Annotated in this window: 14 protein-coding genes; 3 read left to right on the top strand and 11 right to left on the bottom strand. The window is 70.1% G+C overall.

Annotation, left to right across the window (positions count from 1 at the left end):
• The first annotated feature begins 89 nt into the window (after nt 1-89).
• Nucleotides 90-1,436 (top strand): UDP-N-acetylglucosamine 1-carboxyvinyltransferase, encoded by a 1,347-nt coding sequence (gene murA, locus ACWD26_RS14570; RefSeq protein WP_451269792.1) that lies wholly within the window; start codon nt 90-92, stop codon nt 1,434-1,436.
• A 109-nt stretch (nt 1,437-1,545) separates the two neighbouring features.
• Here murA and ACWD26_RS14565 read toward each other — a convergent pair whose 3' ends face one another.
• The 10 genes from ACWD26_RS14565 to ACWD26_RS14520 all read right to left on the bottom strand — a co-directional run bounded on the left by ACWD26_RS14565 (nt 1,546) and on the right by ACWD26_RS14520 (nt 14,034).
• Entirely contained in the window at nt 1,546-1,827 is a 282-nt protein-coding gene (locus ACWD26_RS14565; RefSeq protein WP_055512725.1) for an HU family DNA-binding protein, read from the bottom strand.
• 321 nt (nt 1,828-2,148) lie between these two features.
• Nucleotides 2,149-3,561, bottom strand: a complete 1,413-nt coding sequence (locus ACWD26_RS14560; protein WP_451269789.1) for a malic enzyme-like NAD(P)-binding protein — start codon at nt 3,559-3,561, stop codon at nt 2,149-2,151.
• Nucleotides 3,562-3,972: 411 nt separating this feature from the next.
• A complete protein-coding gene (locus ACWD26_RS14555; RefSeq protein WP_451269787.1) occupies nt 3,973-6,270 on the bottom strand; it encodes a HelD family protein in 2,298 nt (765 codons plus the stop codon).
• Nucleotides 6,271-6,397: 127 nt separating this feature from the next.
• Nucleotides 6,398-7,186 (bottom strand): anti-sigma factor family protein, encoded by a 789-nt coding sequence (locus ACWD26_RS14550; protein WP_451269785.1) that lies wholly within the window; start codon nt 7,184-7,186, stop codon nt 6,398-6,400.
• Nucleotides 7,187-7,215: 29 nt separating this feature from the next.
• Nucleotides 7,216-7,791 (bottom strand): sigma-70 family RNA polymerase sigma factor, encoded by a 576-nt coding sequence (locus ACWD26_RS14545; RefSeq protein ID WP_013003188.1) that lies wholly within the window; start codon nt 7,789-7,791, stop codon nt 7,216-7,218.
• Between the two features lie 341 nt (nt 7,792-8,132).
• Nucleotides 8,133-8,714 carry a CGNR zinc finger domain-containing protein gene (locus tag ACWD26_RS14540; RefSeq protein ID WP_451269783.1) on the bottom strand — a complete coding sequence of 194 codons (582 nt, stop codon included), beginning with the start codon at nt 8,712-8,714 and terminating at the stop codon, nt 8,133-8,135.
• Nucleotides 8,715-9,029: 315 nt separating this feature from the next.
• The gene (locus ACWD26_RS14535; protein ID WP_451269781.1) at nt 9,030-10,187 is read right to left on the bottom strand and encodes a uroporphyrinogen-III synthase; all 1,158 of its coding nucleotides are present in this window, start codon (nt 10,185-10,187) and stop codon (nt 9,030-9,032) included.
• Nucleotides 10,188-10,425: 238 nt separating this feature from the next.
• Nucleotides 10,426-11,808, bottom strand: coding sequence for a nitrate/nitrite transporter (locus tag ACWD26_RS14530; protein ID WP_451269779.1), 1,383 nt, complete (start codon nt 11,806-11,808; stop codon nt 10,426-10,428).
• Between the two features lie 192 nt (nt 11,809-12,000).
• Nucleotides 12,001-13,395, bottom strand: coding sequence for a serine hydrolase domain-containing protein (locus ACWD26_RS14525; protein ID WP_451269777.1), 1,395 nt, complete (start codon nt 13,393-13,395; stop codon nt 12,001-12,003).
• Between the two features lie 147 nt (nt 13,396-13,542).
• Nucleotides 13,543-14,034 carry an ATP-binding protein gene (locus ACWD26_RS14520; protein ID WP_451269775.1) on the bottom strand — a complete coding sequence of 164 codons (492 nt, stop codon included), beginning with the start codon at nt 14,032-14,034 and terminating at the stop codon, nt 13,543-13,545.
• A gap of 225 nt (nt 14,035-14,259) precedes the next feature.
• Between ACWD26_RS14520 and ACWD26_RS14515 the strand changes: the two genes are divergently transcribed.
• Nucleotides 14,260-15,111, top strand: coding sequence for a helix-turn-helix domain-containing protein (locus tag ACWD26_RS14515; protein ID WP_451269773.1), 852 nt, complete (start codon nt 14,260-14,262; stop codon nt 15,109-15,111).
• A gap of 12 nt (nt 15,112-15,123) precedes the next feature.
• Nucleotides 15,124-15,339, top strand: coding sequence for a DUF397 domain-containing protein (locus tag ACWD26_RS14510; RefSeq protein ID WP_451269771.1), 216 nt, complete (start codon nt 15,124-15,126; stop codon nt 15,337-15,339).
• Here ACWD26_RS14510 and ACWD26_RS14505 read toward each other — a convergent pair.
• Nucleotides 15,315-16,130, bottom strand: coding sequence for a hypothetical protein (locus ACWD26_RS14505; RefSeq protein ID WP_451269769.1), 816 nt, complete (start codon nt 16,128-16,130; stop codon nt 15,315-15,317). The genes ACWD26_RS14510 and ACWD26_RS14505 overlap by 25 nt on opposite strands.
• Nucleotides 16,131-16,235 lie beyond the last annotated feature (105 nt).

The following is a 16,235-nucleotide window of genomic DNA, read 5'->3' as shown; positions in this document are numbered from 1 at the left end:
TCACGCCGCGCCGGCCCCCGTACCCCGGGTCCGCCGGCCGTCCGTCCACGCCGGAAAACCTCTGCCCAACTCCACGGAACGCGAGATCCATGACCGTCAACGGCTCTGACGACGTACTGCTTGTACACGGCGGCACCCCGCTCAGTGGCGAGATCCGTGTCCGCGGTGCGAAGAACCTCGTACCCAAGGCCATGGTCGCCGCGCTGCTCGGCAGCGGTCCGAGCCGGCTGCGCAACGTCCCCGACATCCGCGACGTGCGGGTCGTGCGCGGACTGCTGCAGCTGCATGGCGTAACGGTCCGCCCGGGTGACGAGCCGGGCGAGCTGGTGATGGACCCGACGAACGTGGAGAGCGCGAACGTCGCCGACATCGACGCCCACGCCGGTTCGTCGCGCATCCCGATCCTGTTCTGCGGTCCGCTGCTGCACCGGCTCGGCCACGCCTTCATCCCCGGTCTCGGCGGCTGCGACATCGGCGGCCGGCCGATCGACTTCCACTTCGAGGTGCTGCGCCAGTTCGGCGCGAAGATCGAGAAGCGGGAGGACGGGCAGTACCTGGAGGCGCCGCGGCGGCTGCGCGGTACGAAGATCCAGCTGCCGTACCCGTCCGTCGGCGCGACGGAGCAGGTGCTGCTGACCGCCGTCCTCGCGGAGGGTGTGACGGAGCTCTCGAACGCGGCGATCGAGCCGGAGATCGAGGACCTCATCTGCGTCCTGCAGAAAATGGGCGCCATCATCGCGATGGACACCGACCGCACGATCCGCATCACCGGTGTGGACTCGCTCGGCGGCTACAACCACAAGGCGCTCCCGGACCGCCTGGAGGCCGCCTCCTGGGCTTCCGCGGCGCTGGCGACCGAGGGCGACATCTACGTCCGGGGCGCCCAGCAGCGCTCGATGATGACGTTCCTGAACACCTACCGGAAGGTGGGCGGTGCCTTCGAGATCGACGACGAGGGCATCCGCTTCTGGCACCCGGGCGGCCAGCTGAAGTCGATCGCCCTGGAGACGGACGTCCACCCCGGTTTCCAGACCGACTGGCAGCAGCCCCTGGTGGTGGCCCTGACACAGGCGACGGGCCTCTCGATCGTCCACGAGACGGTCTACGAGTCCCGGCTGGGCTTCACCTCCGCGCTGAACCAGATGGGCGCGCACATCCAGCTCTACCGCGAGTGCCTCGGTGGCTCCCACTGCCGCTTCGGCCAGCGCAACTTCCTGCACTCGGCGGTCGTCTCCGGCCCCACCCGCCTCCAGGGCGCCGACCTGGTCATCCCCGACCTGCGCGGCGGCTTCTCGTACCTCATCGCGGCGCTGGCGGCCCAGGGCACGTCCAGGGTCCACGGCATCGAACTGATCAACCGCGGCTACGAGAACTTCATGGAGAAGCTCGTGGAGCTGGGCGCGAAGGTGGAGCTGCCGGGCAAGGCGCTGGGCTAGGGCCAGGGCCCGCCCGAACAACGACGGGGGCGGCACCCGGAAATCGGGTGCCGCCCCCATCAGGCGTTCTACGCGCGCTACACCATCCCCGGAGGGATGGACGGCAAGGTTACTTGCCCTTGGCCGCTTCCTTGAGCTTGCTGCCCGCGGAGACCTTCACGCTGTAGCCGGCCGGGATCTGGATCGGGTCGCCGGTCTGCGGGTTGCGCGCGGTGCGAGCGGCACGGTGGGTGCGCTCGAAGGTCAGGAAGCCGGGGATGGTGACCTTCTCGTCGCCCTTGGAGACGATGTCGCCGACGACGTCAGCGAACGCGGCCAGCACGGCGTCGGCGTCCTTGCGGGTCACCTCGGCGCGGTCGGCCAGCGCGGCCACCAGCTCACTGCGGTTCATGTTGTTACTCCCGTGTTCTTCTTGCCGTTGAGGCGGACCCGGGTCCGTGGTCAGACCCAACGCCCAGGGACGCATCCTGCACTCACCTGCGGCGGGAAAGCCAATCCGGCACCCCTGGGAGTCACACGAACACCCTTGGGAGTCACACGGAACACGCCACCACGCCTTCGGTGGCGCGTCGTCCGCTCGCGGAGCGGACCGCAGGGCCCGGCAGACCTGAGCTTGGCCGCCACACTAAAGGGCCGTACAAGCACCACGGCCCCGCGACGCGCCGGGGGCGCGGGGCCGTGGCGACCGTCACAGAGGAGCGGTGGGCGGCCCTCAGGCCGACGCCGCCGCCTTCGCGGCCTCGCGCACGGCCCCGGCGACCGCGCCCGCGACCTTGTCGTTGAAGACGCTCGGAATGATGTAGTTCGGGTTCAGCTCGTCCTCGGTGACGACGTCCGCGAGGGCGGTCGCCGCGGCGAGCATCATCTCGGTGTTGACGGTCCGGGACTGCGCGTCGAGGAGACCGCGGAAGACACCCGGGAAGACCAGCACGTTGTTGATCTGGTTCGGGAAGTCGGAGCGGCCGGTGGCCACGACGGCCGCGGTCTGCCGGGCGATCGCGGGGTCGACCTCGGGGTCGGGGTTCGCGAGCGCGAACACAATCGCGTCGTCGGCCATGCCGGCCACGTCGTCGCCGTCGAGGACGTTCGGGGCCGAGACACCGATGAACACGTCGGCGCCGCGCACGGCCTCCTTGAGCGTGCCCGTGAGGCCCTCGGGGTTGGTGTTGTCGGCGATCCAGCGCAGCGGCGAGTCGGCGGCGGCGTCCACCAGGTCGGCGCGGTCGCAGTGCACGACACCGTGGATGTCGGCCACGACGGCGTTCTTCACACCGGCGGCGATGAGCAGCTTGAGGATGGCCGTGCCGGCCGCGCCCGCGCCCGACATGACGACGCGGATGTCACCGATCGCCTTGCCGGCGACGCGAAGTGCGTTGGTGAGGGCGGCGAGGACGACGATCGCGGTGCCGTGCTGGTCGTCGTGGAAGACGGGGATGTCGAGGGCCTCGCGCAGCCGGGCCTCGATCTCGAAGCAGCGGGGCGCGGAGATGTCCTCCAGGTTGATACCCGCGAAGCCGGGGGCGATCGCCTTGACGATCTCGACGATGGCGTCGGTGTCCTGGGTGTCCAGGCAGATCGGCCAGGCGTCGATGCCGGCGAACCGCTTGAAGAGCGCCGCCTTGCCCTCCATCACGGGCAGCGCGGCCTTGGGGCCGATGTTGCCGAGGCCCAGCACGGCGGAGCCGTCCGTCACGACCGCAACGGAGTTGCGCTTGATGGTGAGGCGGCGGGCGTCCTCGGGGTTCTCGGCGATCGCCATGCAGACGCGGGCCACGCCGGGCGTGTAGATCATCGAGAGGTCGTCACGGTTGCGGATGGGGTGCTTCGACGCCATCTCGATCTTGCCGCCGAGGTGCATCAGGAACGTACGGTCGGAGACCTTGCCGAGCGTGACGCCCTCGATGTGGCGCAGCTGCTCGACGATCTCGTCGGCGTGCGCCGTGGAGGTCGCGGCGATGGTGACGTCGATGCGGAGCTTCTCGTGGCCGGAGGCGGTCACGTCGAGGCCGGTCACCGAGCCTCCGTGGGACTCGACGGCCCCGGTGAGCTGGGAGACCGCGGTTCCACTCGCGGGCACCTCCAGCCGGACCGTCATCGAGTAGGAGACGCTGGGCGCCGTTGCCATGGCCGACTTCCTCTGCTTTCGCTGCTACTGCGTTTGCTGCGTTTTGCCGTCCGATCGTCGCACCTACCGCCGGGTAGGCGTTAGCCGCGTGGGGTTATGAACGTTTTGTTCTCAACAAGAAGAGGTCCACGTCACAGATGACGTGGACCTCTTCCTCGTTCAGTGGCACCGACCCGCCATGCTCGCCTCGCGGCAAGTGGTCGCTCTGAGCGACGAAGGTTGGGCCCGGGGGCTTGGATCGAGCCGGTGCCACCACCCAGGCTAACAGGCGCGTTGGCGTTCGGGGAGTTGACGGTGCGTCGGCGGGTGCGGGTGATTCGTGGTTGCTCGCGCCTACGCGGCGGAGTCGCACATCGACACAGCCCCGCGCCCCTTGAAGCCCCACGCGCCCGCAGACGACCGACTGCCCGCTCAGTCCCGCAACAGGTCGGGGATCCCGTCCGCGTCCGGGTCGTCCCTCTCCGCCGAGACGACCGTCAGCTGCTGTGTCGCCCGCGTCAGCGCCACGTACAACACCCTCAGCCCCGCCGGGGACTCGTCCGCGATCTCCGCCGGGGAGACGACCACCGTCGCGTCGTACTCCAGCCCCTTCGCCTCCAGGCTGCCGAGGGCGACGACACGGTCGCCCAGGCCGGCCAGCCAGCGGGCCGCCTCGTCCCGGCGGTTCATGGCGACGACGACGCCCACCGTGCCGTCGACGAGGTCCAGCAGGCGCGCGGCCTCCGCGCGGACCGTGCGGGCGAGGGTGTCGCGGGCGGCCGTGACGAAGCGGGGCTCGACGCCGGTGGAGCGGACCGCCGAGGGGGACTCGGAGCCCGGCATGGCCAGCGCCAGCACCTTCGCCGCCAGTTCGGCGATCTCGGCGGGGTTGCGGTAGTTGACGGTGAGGGTGAAGCGGCGGCGCGGGCGCGTGCCCAGGGCCTCGTCGCGGGCCTCGGCCGCCTCGTCCGGGTCGGACCAGGACGACTGGGCGGGGTCTCCCACGACCGTCCATGTGGCGTGGCGGCCCCGGCGGCCCACCATCCGCCACTGCATCGGCGTCAGGTCCTGCGCCTCGTCGACGATGACGTGCGCGTACTCGGTCCGCTCCTGCGCCAGCCGCTCGGCCCGCTCCCGCTGGGTCTCCTCGCGTACGGGCATGAGCTCCTCCAGGCCCGTGAGCTGGTCCAGGGGGTCGAGGTCGCGCTTCTTCCTCGGGCGGGCCGGGAGGCCGAGGATCGCCTGGAGTTCGTCCAGCATGGCGACGTCGTGGACCGAGAGGCCGTCCCGCTTCAGCGAGCGGGCGACGCGGCGGACCTCACCGGGGTTGAGGATGCGGCGGGCCCAGCGGCCGAGGCGGCGCTCGTCCGCCATGGCGGCGAGCACGCCGCGCGGGGTCAGCTCGGGCCACCAGGCGTCGAGGAAGGCGATGAAGGCGTCCTCGGTGGTGATGTCCTCGTCGAAGGAGGAGCGCAGCTCGGCGGCCAGTTCGGGGTCGGTGTGCCGGCCGGCCGCGCCCGACCGGTCCCAGAGGGCGTCCAGCAGCAGCTTGCGCGCGCGGGGACGCAGCAGGTTCACCGGGGCCGTGCCGCCGAGCGCGTTGCGGCGGATGCGGTCCAGATCGGCGGCCTCCAGTTCGAGGCGGCGGCCGAAGGCGACGACGCGGAGGCGGTTCGGTGCGTCGTGCGACTCCAGCGCGCCCCGGGCGGCCTTCCGCAGCACCTTGAGCATGCGGTACGAACCCTTGGCGCGGGCCACGGCCGGGGAGTCGTACAGGGTGGCCTCGGCGCCGTCGACCAGGGAGCCGATCGCGCGGATGGCGACCTGGCCCTCCTCACCGAGGGAGGGGAGGACGCCCTCGGTGTACGCCACCAGCAGCGGGGTCGGGGAGACGATCAGGATGCCGCCCGCGTACCGGCGCCGGTCCTGGTAGAGGAGGTACGCGGCGCGGTGCAGGGCGACGGCGGTCTTCCCCGTTCCCGGGCCGCCCTCGACGTACGTCACGGAGGCGGCGGGGGCGCGGATGACCAGGTCCTGTTCGGCCTGGATGGAGGCGACGATGTCGCGCATGGTGTGGCTGCGGGCCTGGCCGAGGGCGGCCATGAGGGCGCCGTCGCCGATGACGGGCAGTTGGCCGCCGTCGAGGAAGGCGCGCAGCTCGGGACGCATCAGGTCGTCCTCGACGCCGAGCACCTTGCGGCCCTTGGAGCGGATGACCCGGCGGCGTACGACCCGGCCGGGGTCGACCGGGGTCGAGCGGTAGAAGGGGGCGGCCGCCGGGGCCCGCCAGTCGATGACCAGCGGCGCGTACTCGGAGTCCAGGACACCGATGCGGCCGATGTGGAGGGTCTCGGCGATGTCGGCGGTGTTGTCGGGACGGACAGCGCCCTCGGCGGGTTCGACGGCGGTGTACGCGCCGTCCGGGCCCTTCTTGCCGTCCTTGCCGAGCAGCAGGTCGATACGGCCGAAGAGGAAGTCCTCGAACTCGTTGTTCAGGCGGTTCAGGTGGATGCCCGCCCGGAAGACTTGCGCGTCCCGCTCGGCGAGCGCGCCGGGGGTGCCGACCTGACCGCGCTTGGCCGCGTCGTTCATCAGGAACTCGGCCTCGTGGATCTTCTCCTCGAGGCGCCGGTAGACCCGGTCCAGATGTTCCTGTTCGACGCCGATCTCCTTCTCACGCACCGAGTCGCGAGCGGAGTCGAGCGTTTCCTGCTGAACCTGAGCGGCCACCCGGGCCCCCTTCTGACGTGCTGGGCAGCCGTCCACCGTACGCGAAAAGGACCCCGACAGGCTATGCGCCCGACCGGGGTCCGTCCGCTGCTTGCCGCGACGAGTGTGCGGGTGTCGCCTCGACGCGCTATGCCTTGACCGAGACGAGCTTCTTCCCGCTGAAGGTCAGGATCTCGAAGTGGTCGATCTCGTCCGGGGTGAAGGCGGCGCCGCCGTGGACGTAGAGCGGGTTCCTGGCCTGCTCGGTCTTGGCGTTCTTGATGCCGTAGCCCCACTCCGGGACGGACCAGGAGGTGACCGTCTCGCGCTCGCCGTTCTTGCCGACGGCGATGAGCGAGCACTTCTCCGGGCCCTTGACGTTCTTCAGCTCCAGCACGGCGTGCGTGCCCCAGGCCTTGGACTCCATGCCGACCGTGGCGGTGACCTGGGTGGACGCGTCGGTGCCCGAGACCTTGTCCTTGGCCTTCATGTGCGAGAAGGCCTCCTGTGCCGGGCTGGCAATCAGCGGCTTGTTGTTCGGGTCGTCGCCGCCCCCCGCCGTCGCGAACACCGCGGTCGGGCCGCCGACGATCATGGCGACACCCGCCGCCAGCATGAAGAAGTTCCGTCGGCTCTTCTTCGCGCGGTGCTGGACGACCTCGCCGACCAGCCGGTCCGCGAGTCCCGTGGTCGGTTTCGCGGACAGCGACTCGCCGATCGCGGGCGTGCCCTGGGCGGCGGGCAGGTCCGCGAGCGCGGCCAGCATCGGTTCCATACCGGCCAGCTCGTCGAGCTGCTGGCCGCACCACTCGCACGTGGCGAGATGCATTTCGAACTGTGTGGCTTCGGCGTCGTCCAGTATCCCGAGGGCGTACGCGCCGACGGTTTCGTGGATGTTGTCGCCGGAACCTTGGGCTCCTTGCACAGACCCGGGCATTCCCGGTCCATACCCCCCGTAGATGTTGCTCATGCCGTCACCCCGCGCTCCTCTAGAGCCAGCTTCATCGACCGCAGGGCGTAGAACACCCGGGAGCGGACGGTGCCACTGGGGATGCCAAGCGTCTCGGCCGCCTCATTGACCGTACGCCCTTTGAAATAGGTCTCGACCAGGACCTCCCTGTGGGCAGGGGTCAGGTCGTCCAGCGCGTCCGACAGTGTCATCAGCCACAACGCCTTGTCGATCTCGTCCTCCGCGGGGATGACCTCCAGCGGCGACGGGTCGACCTCCTGCGGCCGGGCCTGCCGGCTGCGGTGGCCGTCGATGACGATGCGGCGTGCGACCGTCACCAGCCAGGGGCGTACCGATCCGGTCGCTCGATTGAGCTGACCGGCGTTCTTCCAGGCCCTGATGAGAGTTTCCTGCACAACGTCCTCGGCACGCTGGCGGTCGCCCGCGACCAGACGCAGCACGTACGCGAGCAAGGGTCCAGCGTGCTCGCGGTACAGCGCGCGCATCAGCTCCTCGTCAGGCTCTGAGGGCTGTGATGCGCGATGTCGGGCCCTGTGCGGGCGTTCATCGGCCACAGCGGAATCCTTGCGCACGGCTACCTCCGGTGTCCGGGGGTTCCCCCAGTCGGTCGCTCACATCGGGATACGTAGGTAATCAGTTGTGTGTTCAGAGTTGAGCCACAACTTTCTCGATTCAACGCGGGAAAGATGAGGCAGGTGGGGGACAAGTGCAGCCATATCCGGGCTTAAACCGGCACGCATGGACGGGAATTGTGAAGACGCCCGAACCATGATGTGAAAAACAGCACTGCTGCTTCTTTACGCGGGCATGGGGTTTGACCAACTGGCGCGTGGGGTACGGCAGATGGGCATTTCCGCGCCAACGGGAGGAACTGGGGCGCGGGCCGCCCCCGTTGGGGATGCCGGGAAGCGGACTACGCGCGGGTCAGGGCCGCTCGGCGGCGGTGGCGGGCCACGCGTTCGCGGTTGCCGCAGATCTCGCTGGAGCACCAGCGGCGGCGCCGGCCTCGGGAGGTGTCGACGTACACGATGGGGCAGTTGTCGCCAGCGCACTGGCGCAGGCTCGCCCAGGCGACCGGGTCGGTGAGCAGCTCAACGGTGTCGCGGGCGATCACGGCGAGCAGGGCGGCGCAGTCGGGGGCGTCGTCCAGGGCGCGGGTGAGGGTGCCGTCTTCCGTGCGGACCGCCCGGGGAGCGGGGGTCGCCGCGCGGGCCAGGTCGTTGATCCTCGCCAGGGAGAGGTCGAAGGGGCGGGAGTGGGGGGTGCGGCGGTCCGGGCCGGCCTGGACCAACTGGGCGATGTGTCCGCGTAGTTCCCGGAAGCCGATGAGCCAGTGCGGGGCTATGTGGTCGAGCGGGGTGCCGTCGGGGACCAGGCGGGCGGCGGTGATCCAGGTGCGCAACCGGGCCGCCGAGTCGAGTTGTTCCTCGGGGTGGGTCGTGGCGAGGAAGTCCAGGCAGAGGTGGCCGCAGTCGAAGCGGGGGTCTTGTGCCATGTGTTTACGGTGCCCGCGCGCACCCGGCGTGGGAAGGCGTTGGGCGCCTTGTAGCTCGGGGCGGTGCGTGCGTTGGCGAGTGCGGGTGGGTGGGGCTTCTCGCGCCCACGCGGCGGAGCCGCATATCGACACAGCCCCGCGCCCCTGAAAAGCAGGGGCTGCGCCCCGTGCTTTTCGGCCCGCAGGACCGTCGCCTTTCAGGCCCGCAGGGCCTGGTCTTTCAGGGGCGCGGGGAACTGCGCGACCAGCCCCCACCCACCCGCAGCCGAACGACGACCCGGCGGCCGGGCGGCCCGGCGGCCCGGCGGCGCACCTTCAGTCGTCGCCGTACTTCGCGTCCGCCACCGGGTCCAACGCCAGCCGGTAGCCCCGTTTGACGACCGTCTGGATCAGTTTCGGCGTGCCCAGGGCCGTGCGGAGGCGGGCCATGGCGGTTTCCACGGCGTGTTCGTCGCGGCCGGCGCCGGGCAGGGCGCGGAGGAGGTCGGAGCGGGGGACGACCCAGCCCGGCCGACGGCACAGCGCGCGCAGCAGCGACATGCCGGCCGGGGGCACGGGGCGCAGGGCCCCGTCGACCAGGACCGCGTGGCCGCGGATCTCCACGCGGTGGCCGGCGATGGGGAACGTACGGGCGCGGGCCGGGAGTTCCTGGCAGAGGAGCTGGACGAGGGGGCCGAGGCGGAAACGCTCGGGCTGGACCGTGTCCACGCCGTGGGCCTGGAGCGGGAGGGCCGTGACCGGGCCGACGCAGGCGGGAAGCACGTCGTGACTGAGGGCGGTGAGCAACTCCGGGAGCAGGTCCCGCTCTTCCGCGCGGGACAGCAGCGACGCCGCCGCCGGGGCGCTGGTGAAGGTCAGGGCGTCGATGCCGCGGCCGATCGTGGAGTCGAGGAGGCGGTCCACGGGGGTGATGTCCTCGGGAGGCATCCAGCGGTAGACGGGGACGCCCACCACCTCCGCTCCCCCGGCGCGCAGGGACTCCACGAAGCCCGGGAGGGGTTCGCCGTGGAGCTGGACGGCGATACGGCGGCCCTCGACGCCTTGCTCCAGCAGGCGGTCCAGTACCTCGGCCATGGATTCGGAGGAGGGGGACCACTCCTCCGTGAGGCCGGCGGCGCGGATCGCGCCCTTCACCTTCGGTCCGCGGGCCAGGACTTCGACGCCTCGCAGCCGGTCGAGCAGGGCGTCGCCCAGGCCCCAGCCGTCCGCCGCCTCGACCCAGCCGCGGAAGCCGATCGCGGTGGTCGCCACCACGATGTCGGGCGCCTGGTCGAGCAGGTCCTTGGTCGCGGCGAGCAGTTCGCTGTCGTCGGAGAGCGGCACGATGCGCAGGGCGGGCGCGTGGAGGACCGCGGCTCCGCGGCGCTGCAGGAGCGCGCCGAGTTCGTCGGCCCGGCGGGCGGCGGTGACGCCCACCGTGAACCCGGCGAGCGGCCCGTGTTCCGGTTGCGCTGTCCGATCCGTCCGATCCATCCGATCCATCAGAACCGTCCTGTCTGGTCGATCGGCTCGATCTGATCGCTCGGGTCGCTGCTGTTCGTCGTACATGGCTCTCGTCCCGCAGTCGAGTCGTTGCACTCAGTCGAAGCTCCGTGCGGGTACACCGATTGGTGCGCCCACATGCCGAACGAGCCTGTCAACGGTGCGTGACAGGCTCGGTTCGGGTTGATGTCGCTGGTGTTACGTCGCACGTGTCACGGCATGGGCGATGTCACACTTCGGCGTAGCTGAGCTGCGGCTTCGCCTCCGTCGCGGCCGTCGTCGTAGAGGCGTTCGAGGCCGAGCGGCGAAGGTATACGGCCCAGGTGACCGCGAAGCAGAGTCCGTAGAAGGCGAGGAAGGCGACGAAGGCGCCGGTGCCGGAGCCCACGGAGAGGAAGGACTGGCGGAAGGCCAGGTTGATGCCGAGGCCGCCGAGGGCGCCCACCGCGCCGATGATGCCCATGGAGGCGCCGGAGAGACGGCGTCCGTAGGCCGCGGCCTCCTCGCCCTGCAGACCCTTGGCGAGGGCCTTGGCCTGGAAGATGCCCGGGATCATCTTGAAGGTGGAGCCGTTACCGAGTCCGGTCAGGACGAAGAGCGCGATGAACGCGGTGGTGAAGAGCGGCAGCGACTTCTGCATGGAGGCGATGACGATGATCCCGGTGGCGGCGGCCATGGCGACGTAGTTCCACAGGGTGATCTTGGCGCCGCCGTACTTGTCGGCGAGCGCGCCGCCGAGGGGCCGGATCAGCGAGCCGAGCAGGGGGCCGATGAAGGTGACGTAGGCGGACTCCAGGGGGGTACGGCCGAACTGGGTCTGCAGGACGAGGCCGAAGGCGAAGCTGTAGCCGATGAAGGAGCCGAAGGTGCCGATGTAGAGGAAGGACATGATCCAGGTGTGGGCTTCCTTCACGGCGTCCTTCGCGGCACCGGTGTCGTTCTTCACGGACGCGATGTTGTCCATGTAGACGGCGGCGAGGACCGCGGCGATGACGATGAAGGGGATGTAGATCCCGAGCAGCACGCGGGGACCGCCGGAGGCGCCGATGACGGCGAGACCGATGAGCTGCACGACCGGGACACCGATGTTGCCGCCGCCCGCGTTGAGACCGAGCGCCCAGCCCTTCTTCCGCAGCGGGAAGAAGGCGTTGATGTTCGTCATGGAGGAGGCGAAGTTGCCGCCGCCGATGCCGGCGAGCATCGCGCAGATCAGGAACGTGTTGAACGAGGTCCCCGGCTCCATCACGACGAAGGCCGCGATGGTCGGGATCAGCAGCAGGCTCGCGGAGACGACCGTCCAGTTGCGTCCGCCGAAGATCGCCACCGCGAAGGTGTACGGGATGCGGACGATGGCGCCGACCAGCGTGGCCATCGAGACGAGGAAGAACTTGTCGGCCGGGGTGAGCCCGTACTCGGGGCCCATGAACAGCACCATCACCGACCAGACGGTCCAGATGGAGAAGCCGATGTGCTCCGAGAGCACGGAGAAGAAGAGGTTGCGGCGGGCGACCTTCTCACCTGTCTCGTTCCAGAAGGTCTCGTTCTCCGGATCCCAGTGCTCGATCCAGCGGCCTCCCCTGCTAGATGCGGGGGCAGTACTCGGGGCTGTCATGACGCCTCCACGGTTCTCCGGGCTCGGGTGGTGCGGTGCGGTGATGAGGGGTGATGAGTCCCGAAGGTAGGGAGAGCGCGTTTCCTGCCTGTGGCACCGGGTGACCGGAAAGGAACTTTGCTCTCACGGATACGCGGACCGGCCGGTGAGGAATCGGTGAGCAGGGCGTCATACCCGGTGGATACCTGGTGGTCACGCCACCTTCGGCGCCGCCCGCATGCCAATGTAGGCGCACCGGGTGCCGTCGCTCAGCGTGGCGAAGACCACAGGCATCCAGTCCTCCGCGAACGAGGCCCCGCCACCCGCGCCGGCGAAGACCGTCTCCGACAGGGGCACGAGCTCCATCTCCAGGTCCGGCGAGTAGCCGATCATGCCGTCCACGAAGGCGTAGGTGAGGTGCGGTGTGCCGTTCCTCTCGCCGACCGTGATGACGACTCCCTCCCTCTTGTACGTACCGGTCCAGGGCGTGATGTCGACGGCGGGCGGCCGGGCGGCCGGGGCGAACGGCGCGGGCATCGTGATTCCGGCCAGCTCCGCCATCAGTTCGCGCAGCAGGTCGGCGTAGAGGAGGCGGGAGGAGCCGCCGTTGGTGAGCAGCGCGACGGCGACGCCCTCGGTCGGCACCACCCGGAGGAAGGCGTACTGGCCGGTCGCGGCGCCGTCGTGGCCGTAGCCCGGGACGCCGTCCCAGTCGTACAGCGTCCAGCCGAGGCCCCAGCCGTCGGCGCTGACCGTCCACTTGTCGGGGACGTCGGTCTCGCGGGCCTGCATGGCCGTCACGGTCTCGGGGCGGAGGATCCCGGCGCCGCCGTCGAGGTGCGCCTTGGCGTACCGGACGACGTCGCCGGCGGTGGCGAGCACCCGGGCGCCCGGGCCGGCCGCGCGCGGCATCATGTCCCAGACCGGCGCCGGCGTCTGCGTCCCATCCTCCCCCGCCATGTGGCCCATGGCCGCGCGGAACGGCAGCGCCTCCTCCGGCAGCGTCATCGTGTGCGCCAGCCCGAGCGGCGCCAGCACCCGCTCCTTGAGCGCCTGGTCCCAGGTGAGCCCGGTCAGCACCTCGACGATCCGGCCGAGGACGACGTACCCGATCCCGCTGTACGACACCGCCGTACCCGGCGGGCAGTCCATCGCCACGCCCTTGGCGGCCTCGACGTACCTGGCGATCGCGTCGTCGCCTCGCCCGGTGTCGATGTGGAAGTCGCAGGTCAGGCCGCTGGTGTGGGAGAGCAGCATGCGGGGTGTGATGACCTCGGTGGCCGCCGGGTCGACCGTCGCGAACTCCGGCAGGACCTTCACCACCGGGACGTCCAGGTCGAGTTCGCCGGACTCCACCAGCTGCATGACGAGGGCGGCCGTGTAGACCTTCGCGATCGAGCCCAGCTGGAAGACGGAGTCCGTCGTCGTCTCGACGCCGGTCGCCCGGCTCAGAACGCCGCTCGCCAGCTCGTGGACCTCGCCGTCGACGAGGAAGGCGAGGGTCGCGCCGGGCACGTGATGGGTGGCGCGGAGGTCGTCGAGGCGACGCTGCCAGTGAGCGAGGTCGAGGGTGGCGGCGGGGTTGGCGGTCCGGGTGGGCTGAGACATGGCGGGTCCTTCGGAAGGCGGGTGGCTTGGGGTTTCCCTGCCGCACGCTGTGCGGCGACAAGGAACACTGTACGCACTGCGAACGCTGTGCGCAATGGCGTACGACGTCCCCTCGCAACCAGCCCTCTCGGCCGCCGCAGGCCTCGATCAGGCGGCCACGCATTGGCCCTCCGCCCCGTCCCCACCCACCTCGAACCACACGAGCTTCCCGCCTCCCCGCCCGAGGTTCCCGCCCTCCAGCGGCCAGCAGCCCCACCGCTCCGCGCACTGCCGGACGAGGAACAGGCCGCGGCCGTGGTCGGTGTCCGTCGACGGCGGCGGTGGGTTCGGTGCGGCCTCGGGGTCGCCGAACAGGGGCGGCACCTGGGGGCTGCCGTCCCACACGAAGACCCTGAGGCGACCGCCGAGGAGAGCGACGAGCCGTACGGAGGCCGGCCCTTTCGTGTGCTGGTACGCGTTGGTGACCAGCTCCGACGTCAGTAGTTCGACGACGTCGAGGATGTCGTCACGACCATGGCTCGACAGAATCGCCCGCACGGTCACCCGCGCGATACGGGGGGCTCTGGGGTCGTACGGCAGACGAAGGGAGTACTGCCAGCTTTCCGGCGAACGGGAGTCGGGCGGGGATACGGTGCCCATGAACACCGCCGGGGAGAAAGGGGACTTGGACTCGCTCGACGTCGGCGCCTTGCGGTGGCAATGCCTGGGTTGGTGCGCTTCCGGCTTACGGACGGCGCCAGTTGAGCGGTACGAGAAGCACCGTAGCGGATCGCGATGTGAGAATTAACATCAACCAAGCATCAGAGTTAGCATTTACCTCGTGTGGGTGACCCACGCGGAGCGGCAGAGACGAAAGAGGGCCGAGTGCCTCCCAGCGCAACCCCCACCCTGCGCCAGCAGCGCCTGGGTGCCGAACTACGCAAGCTCAGGGAGCACGCAGGGCTGACGTCGAGCGCCGCAGCGGCGCTGCTCGGCCTCAAGCAGGCGCAGATCAGCAGCATCGAGTCGGGCCGCTACGCCGTCAGCGCCGACCGTGTGCGCACGTTCGCCCGTGCGTACAGCTGCGCCGATCCGGCGCTGGTGGACGCCCTGGCCGCGATGACCGGGGGCCGCACGCGTGGCTGGTGGGACGAGTACAGGGAGCACCTGCCCGTCGGGCTGATCGACCTCGCGGAACTGGAGCACTACGCCACCGAGTTGCGCGTTGCCCTGGTCATCCACATCCCCGCGCTGCTGCAGACGACGGACCATGCCCGCGCCCTGTTCAACGAGGCGGTACCGCCGTTGCTGCCATACGAGATCGAGTACCGGATCAGCCATCGCATCAAGCGGCAGGGCATCCTCCACCGGGAGAACCCACCCCCGTACACAGCCGTGATCCACGAGTGCGCCTTCCACATGGGATACGGCGGCCCTGCCACTGTCCGAGCCCAACTCCAGCACTTGCTGGACATGAGCGAGCTGGACCACGTCACCGTACGGATCATCCCGATGGGAAGCGGTTCCTTCCCCGGCAATGGGCAGTCCATCGACTATCTAGCGGGCGAAGTCCGGAAGCTCGACACTGTTCAACTGGACACCCACCACGGCTGCGAGTTCCTCGACGCATCAGCCCAGTTGGAGAAATACCGCTCCGTGCTGGACCGAATGGAAGCCAAGGCACTCAAACCAGCCGAGTCCCGAGACCTCATCCTTCACCTCATCCGGACGACTTGAGAGATACCGACCGTGCCCGACTACCAATGGCGAAAGTCCAGCTTCAGCCCTGATGGCTCCAACTGCGTCAACGTCGCCGCCAACCCCACCAGCGGCGCCATCCACCTCCGCGAAAGCGACAACCCCGCCACCATCCTCACCACCACCCGCGCCCCCCTCCGCTCCCTCATACACACCCTCAAGGGAGCGGAGGCAAAGAACGGTCAGCTCGACGCCTCGCCCACATAGCTGAGCGTGTCCGTACCGCCGCCCTCCCACGTGATGACCACGTCGTCGCCGGAGCGGCGGACCGTGCCGAAGGTGATGTCCTCGTCGGCGACGTCCTTCGACGCCATGGGGGTGAGGGCCATGCGGAAGTTGTTGTCGTCGCGGTAGGCGCCGACGCCCGTCATGATGCCCTTGCCGCCGACCATGTCGATGTAGGACAGGGGGTGCTGGCCCTTGCCCTCCCCGGTGGTCTGCTCGGCACCGATCGTCAGGGTCCTGGCCTCGTCGTCCTGCCACTGACCCTCGACGCCCGTGGCGGGCGCGGTGGTCGAGCCGCCGTCGTCCAGACCGCCGTCGGGCGTCCCGGTGCCCTCGTCGGCGGCGTCGTCGGAGGGCTCCTCCGTCGGCGTCGCGGAGTCGGTCTCCGTCGCCGAGACGGTCTGCTCGGGCTTGGCCGTGGTGTCGTCACCCTCGCTGGCGGTGAGGAGGAAGACACCGCCACCGATGACCGCGAGCGCCGCCACGACTGCCACGATGATCAGCGCCACCTTGCCGCCGCTGCCTCCGGAGGGCGGGGGCGGAGGCGGGTAACCCCCGTACGGGGCACCGTAGTTGGGCGCCCCGGGCATCCCCGGGGCACCGTACGGCTGCTGCGGAGCCGTCGCGTACGGGTTCGGCGGCTGGGCCGGGACCTGACCGCCGGGGCCCGGCGGAGGCCCGTACGGCCCCGGGTACGCCGGCGGCTGCTGCGGCTGCTGCGGCGGCTGGGCTCCGTAACCGTCGTACGGCGGCTGGCCGGGAGGCTGGGTCATCGGCGGGTGTCACTCCTTGAGTCGCTTCGGCGAGGCACGAAGTGCGAGGAACACCTGCCTCAAGCGAGCCCAACATCCACCACCCGCTCAGCCGTACGCAAGTGC

This window comes from Streptomyces sp. NPDC002787, from assembly GCF_053592095.1.
Note: the sequence above shows the minus strand (reverse complement) of the source record. Positions and strands in the feature narration are given on the sequence as shown.

Bases quoted from the DNA above. Each gene is read 5' to 3' on its own strand.
- murA (WP_451269792.1), top strand. From the start codon at position 90: ATGACCGTCAACGGCTCTGACGACGTACTGCTTGTACACGGCGGCACC.
- ACWD26_RS14565 (WP_055512725.1), bottom strand. From the start codon at position 1,827: ATGAACCGCAGTGAGCTGGTGGCCGCGCTGGCCGACCGCGCCGAGGTG.
- ACWD26_RS14560 (WP_451269789.1), bottom strand. From the start codon at position 3,561: ATGGCAACGGCGCCCAGCGTCTCCTACTCGATGACGGTCCGGCTGGAG.
- ACWD26_RS14550 (WP_451269785.1), bottom strand. From the start codon at position 7,186: ATGCCCGGGTCTGTGCAAGGAGCCCAAGGTTCCGGCGACAACATCCAC.
- ACWD26_RS14540 (WP_451269783.1), bottom strand. From the start codon at position 8,714: ATGGCACAAGACCCCCGCTTCGACTGCGGCCACCTCTGCCTGGACTTC.
- ACWD26_RS14535 (WP_451269781.1), bottom strand. From the start codon at position 10,187: ATGGATCGGACGGATCGGACAGCGCAACCGGAACACGGGCCGCTCGCC.
- ACWD26_RS14530 (WP_451269779.1), bottom strand. From the start codon at position 11,808: ATGACAGCCCCGAGTACTGCCCCCGCATCTAGCAGGGGAGGCCGCTGG.
- ACWD26_RS14525 (WP_451269777.1), bottom strand. From the start codon at position 13,395: ATGTCTCAGCCCACCCGGACCGCCAACCCCGCCGCCACCCTCGACCTC.
- ACWD26_RS14520 (WP_451269775.1), bottom strand. From the start codon at position 14,034: ATGGGCACCGTATCCCCGCCCGACTCCCGTTCGCCGGAAAGCTGGCAG.
- ACWD26_RS14505 (WP_451269769.1), bottom strand. From the start codon at position 16,130: ATGACCCAGCCTCCCGGCCAGCCGCCGTACGACGGTTACGGAGCCCAG.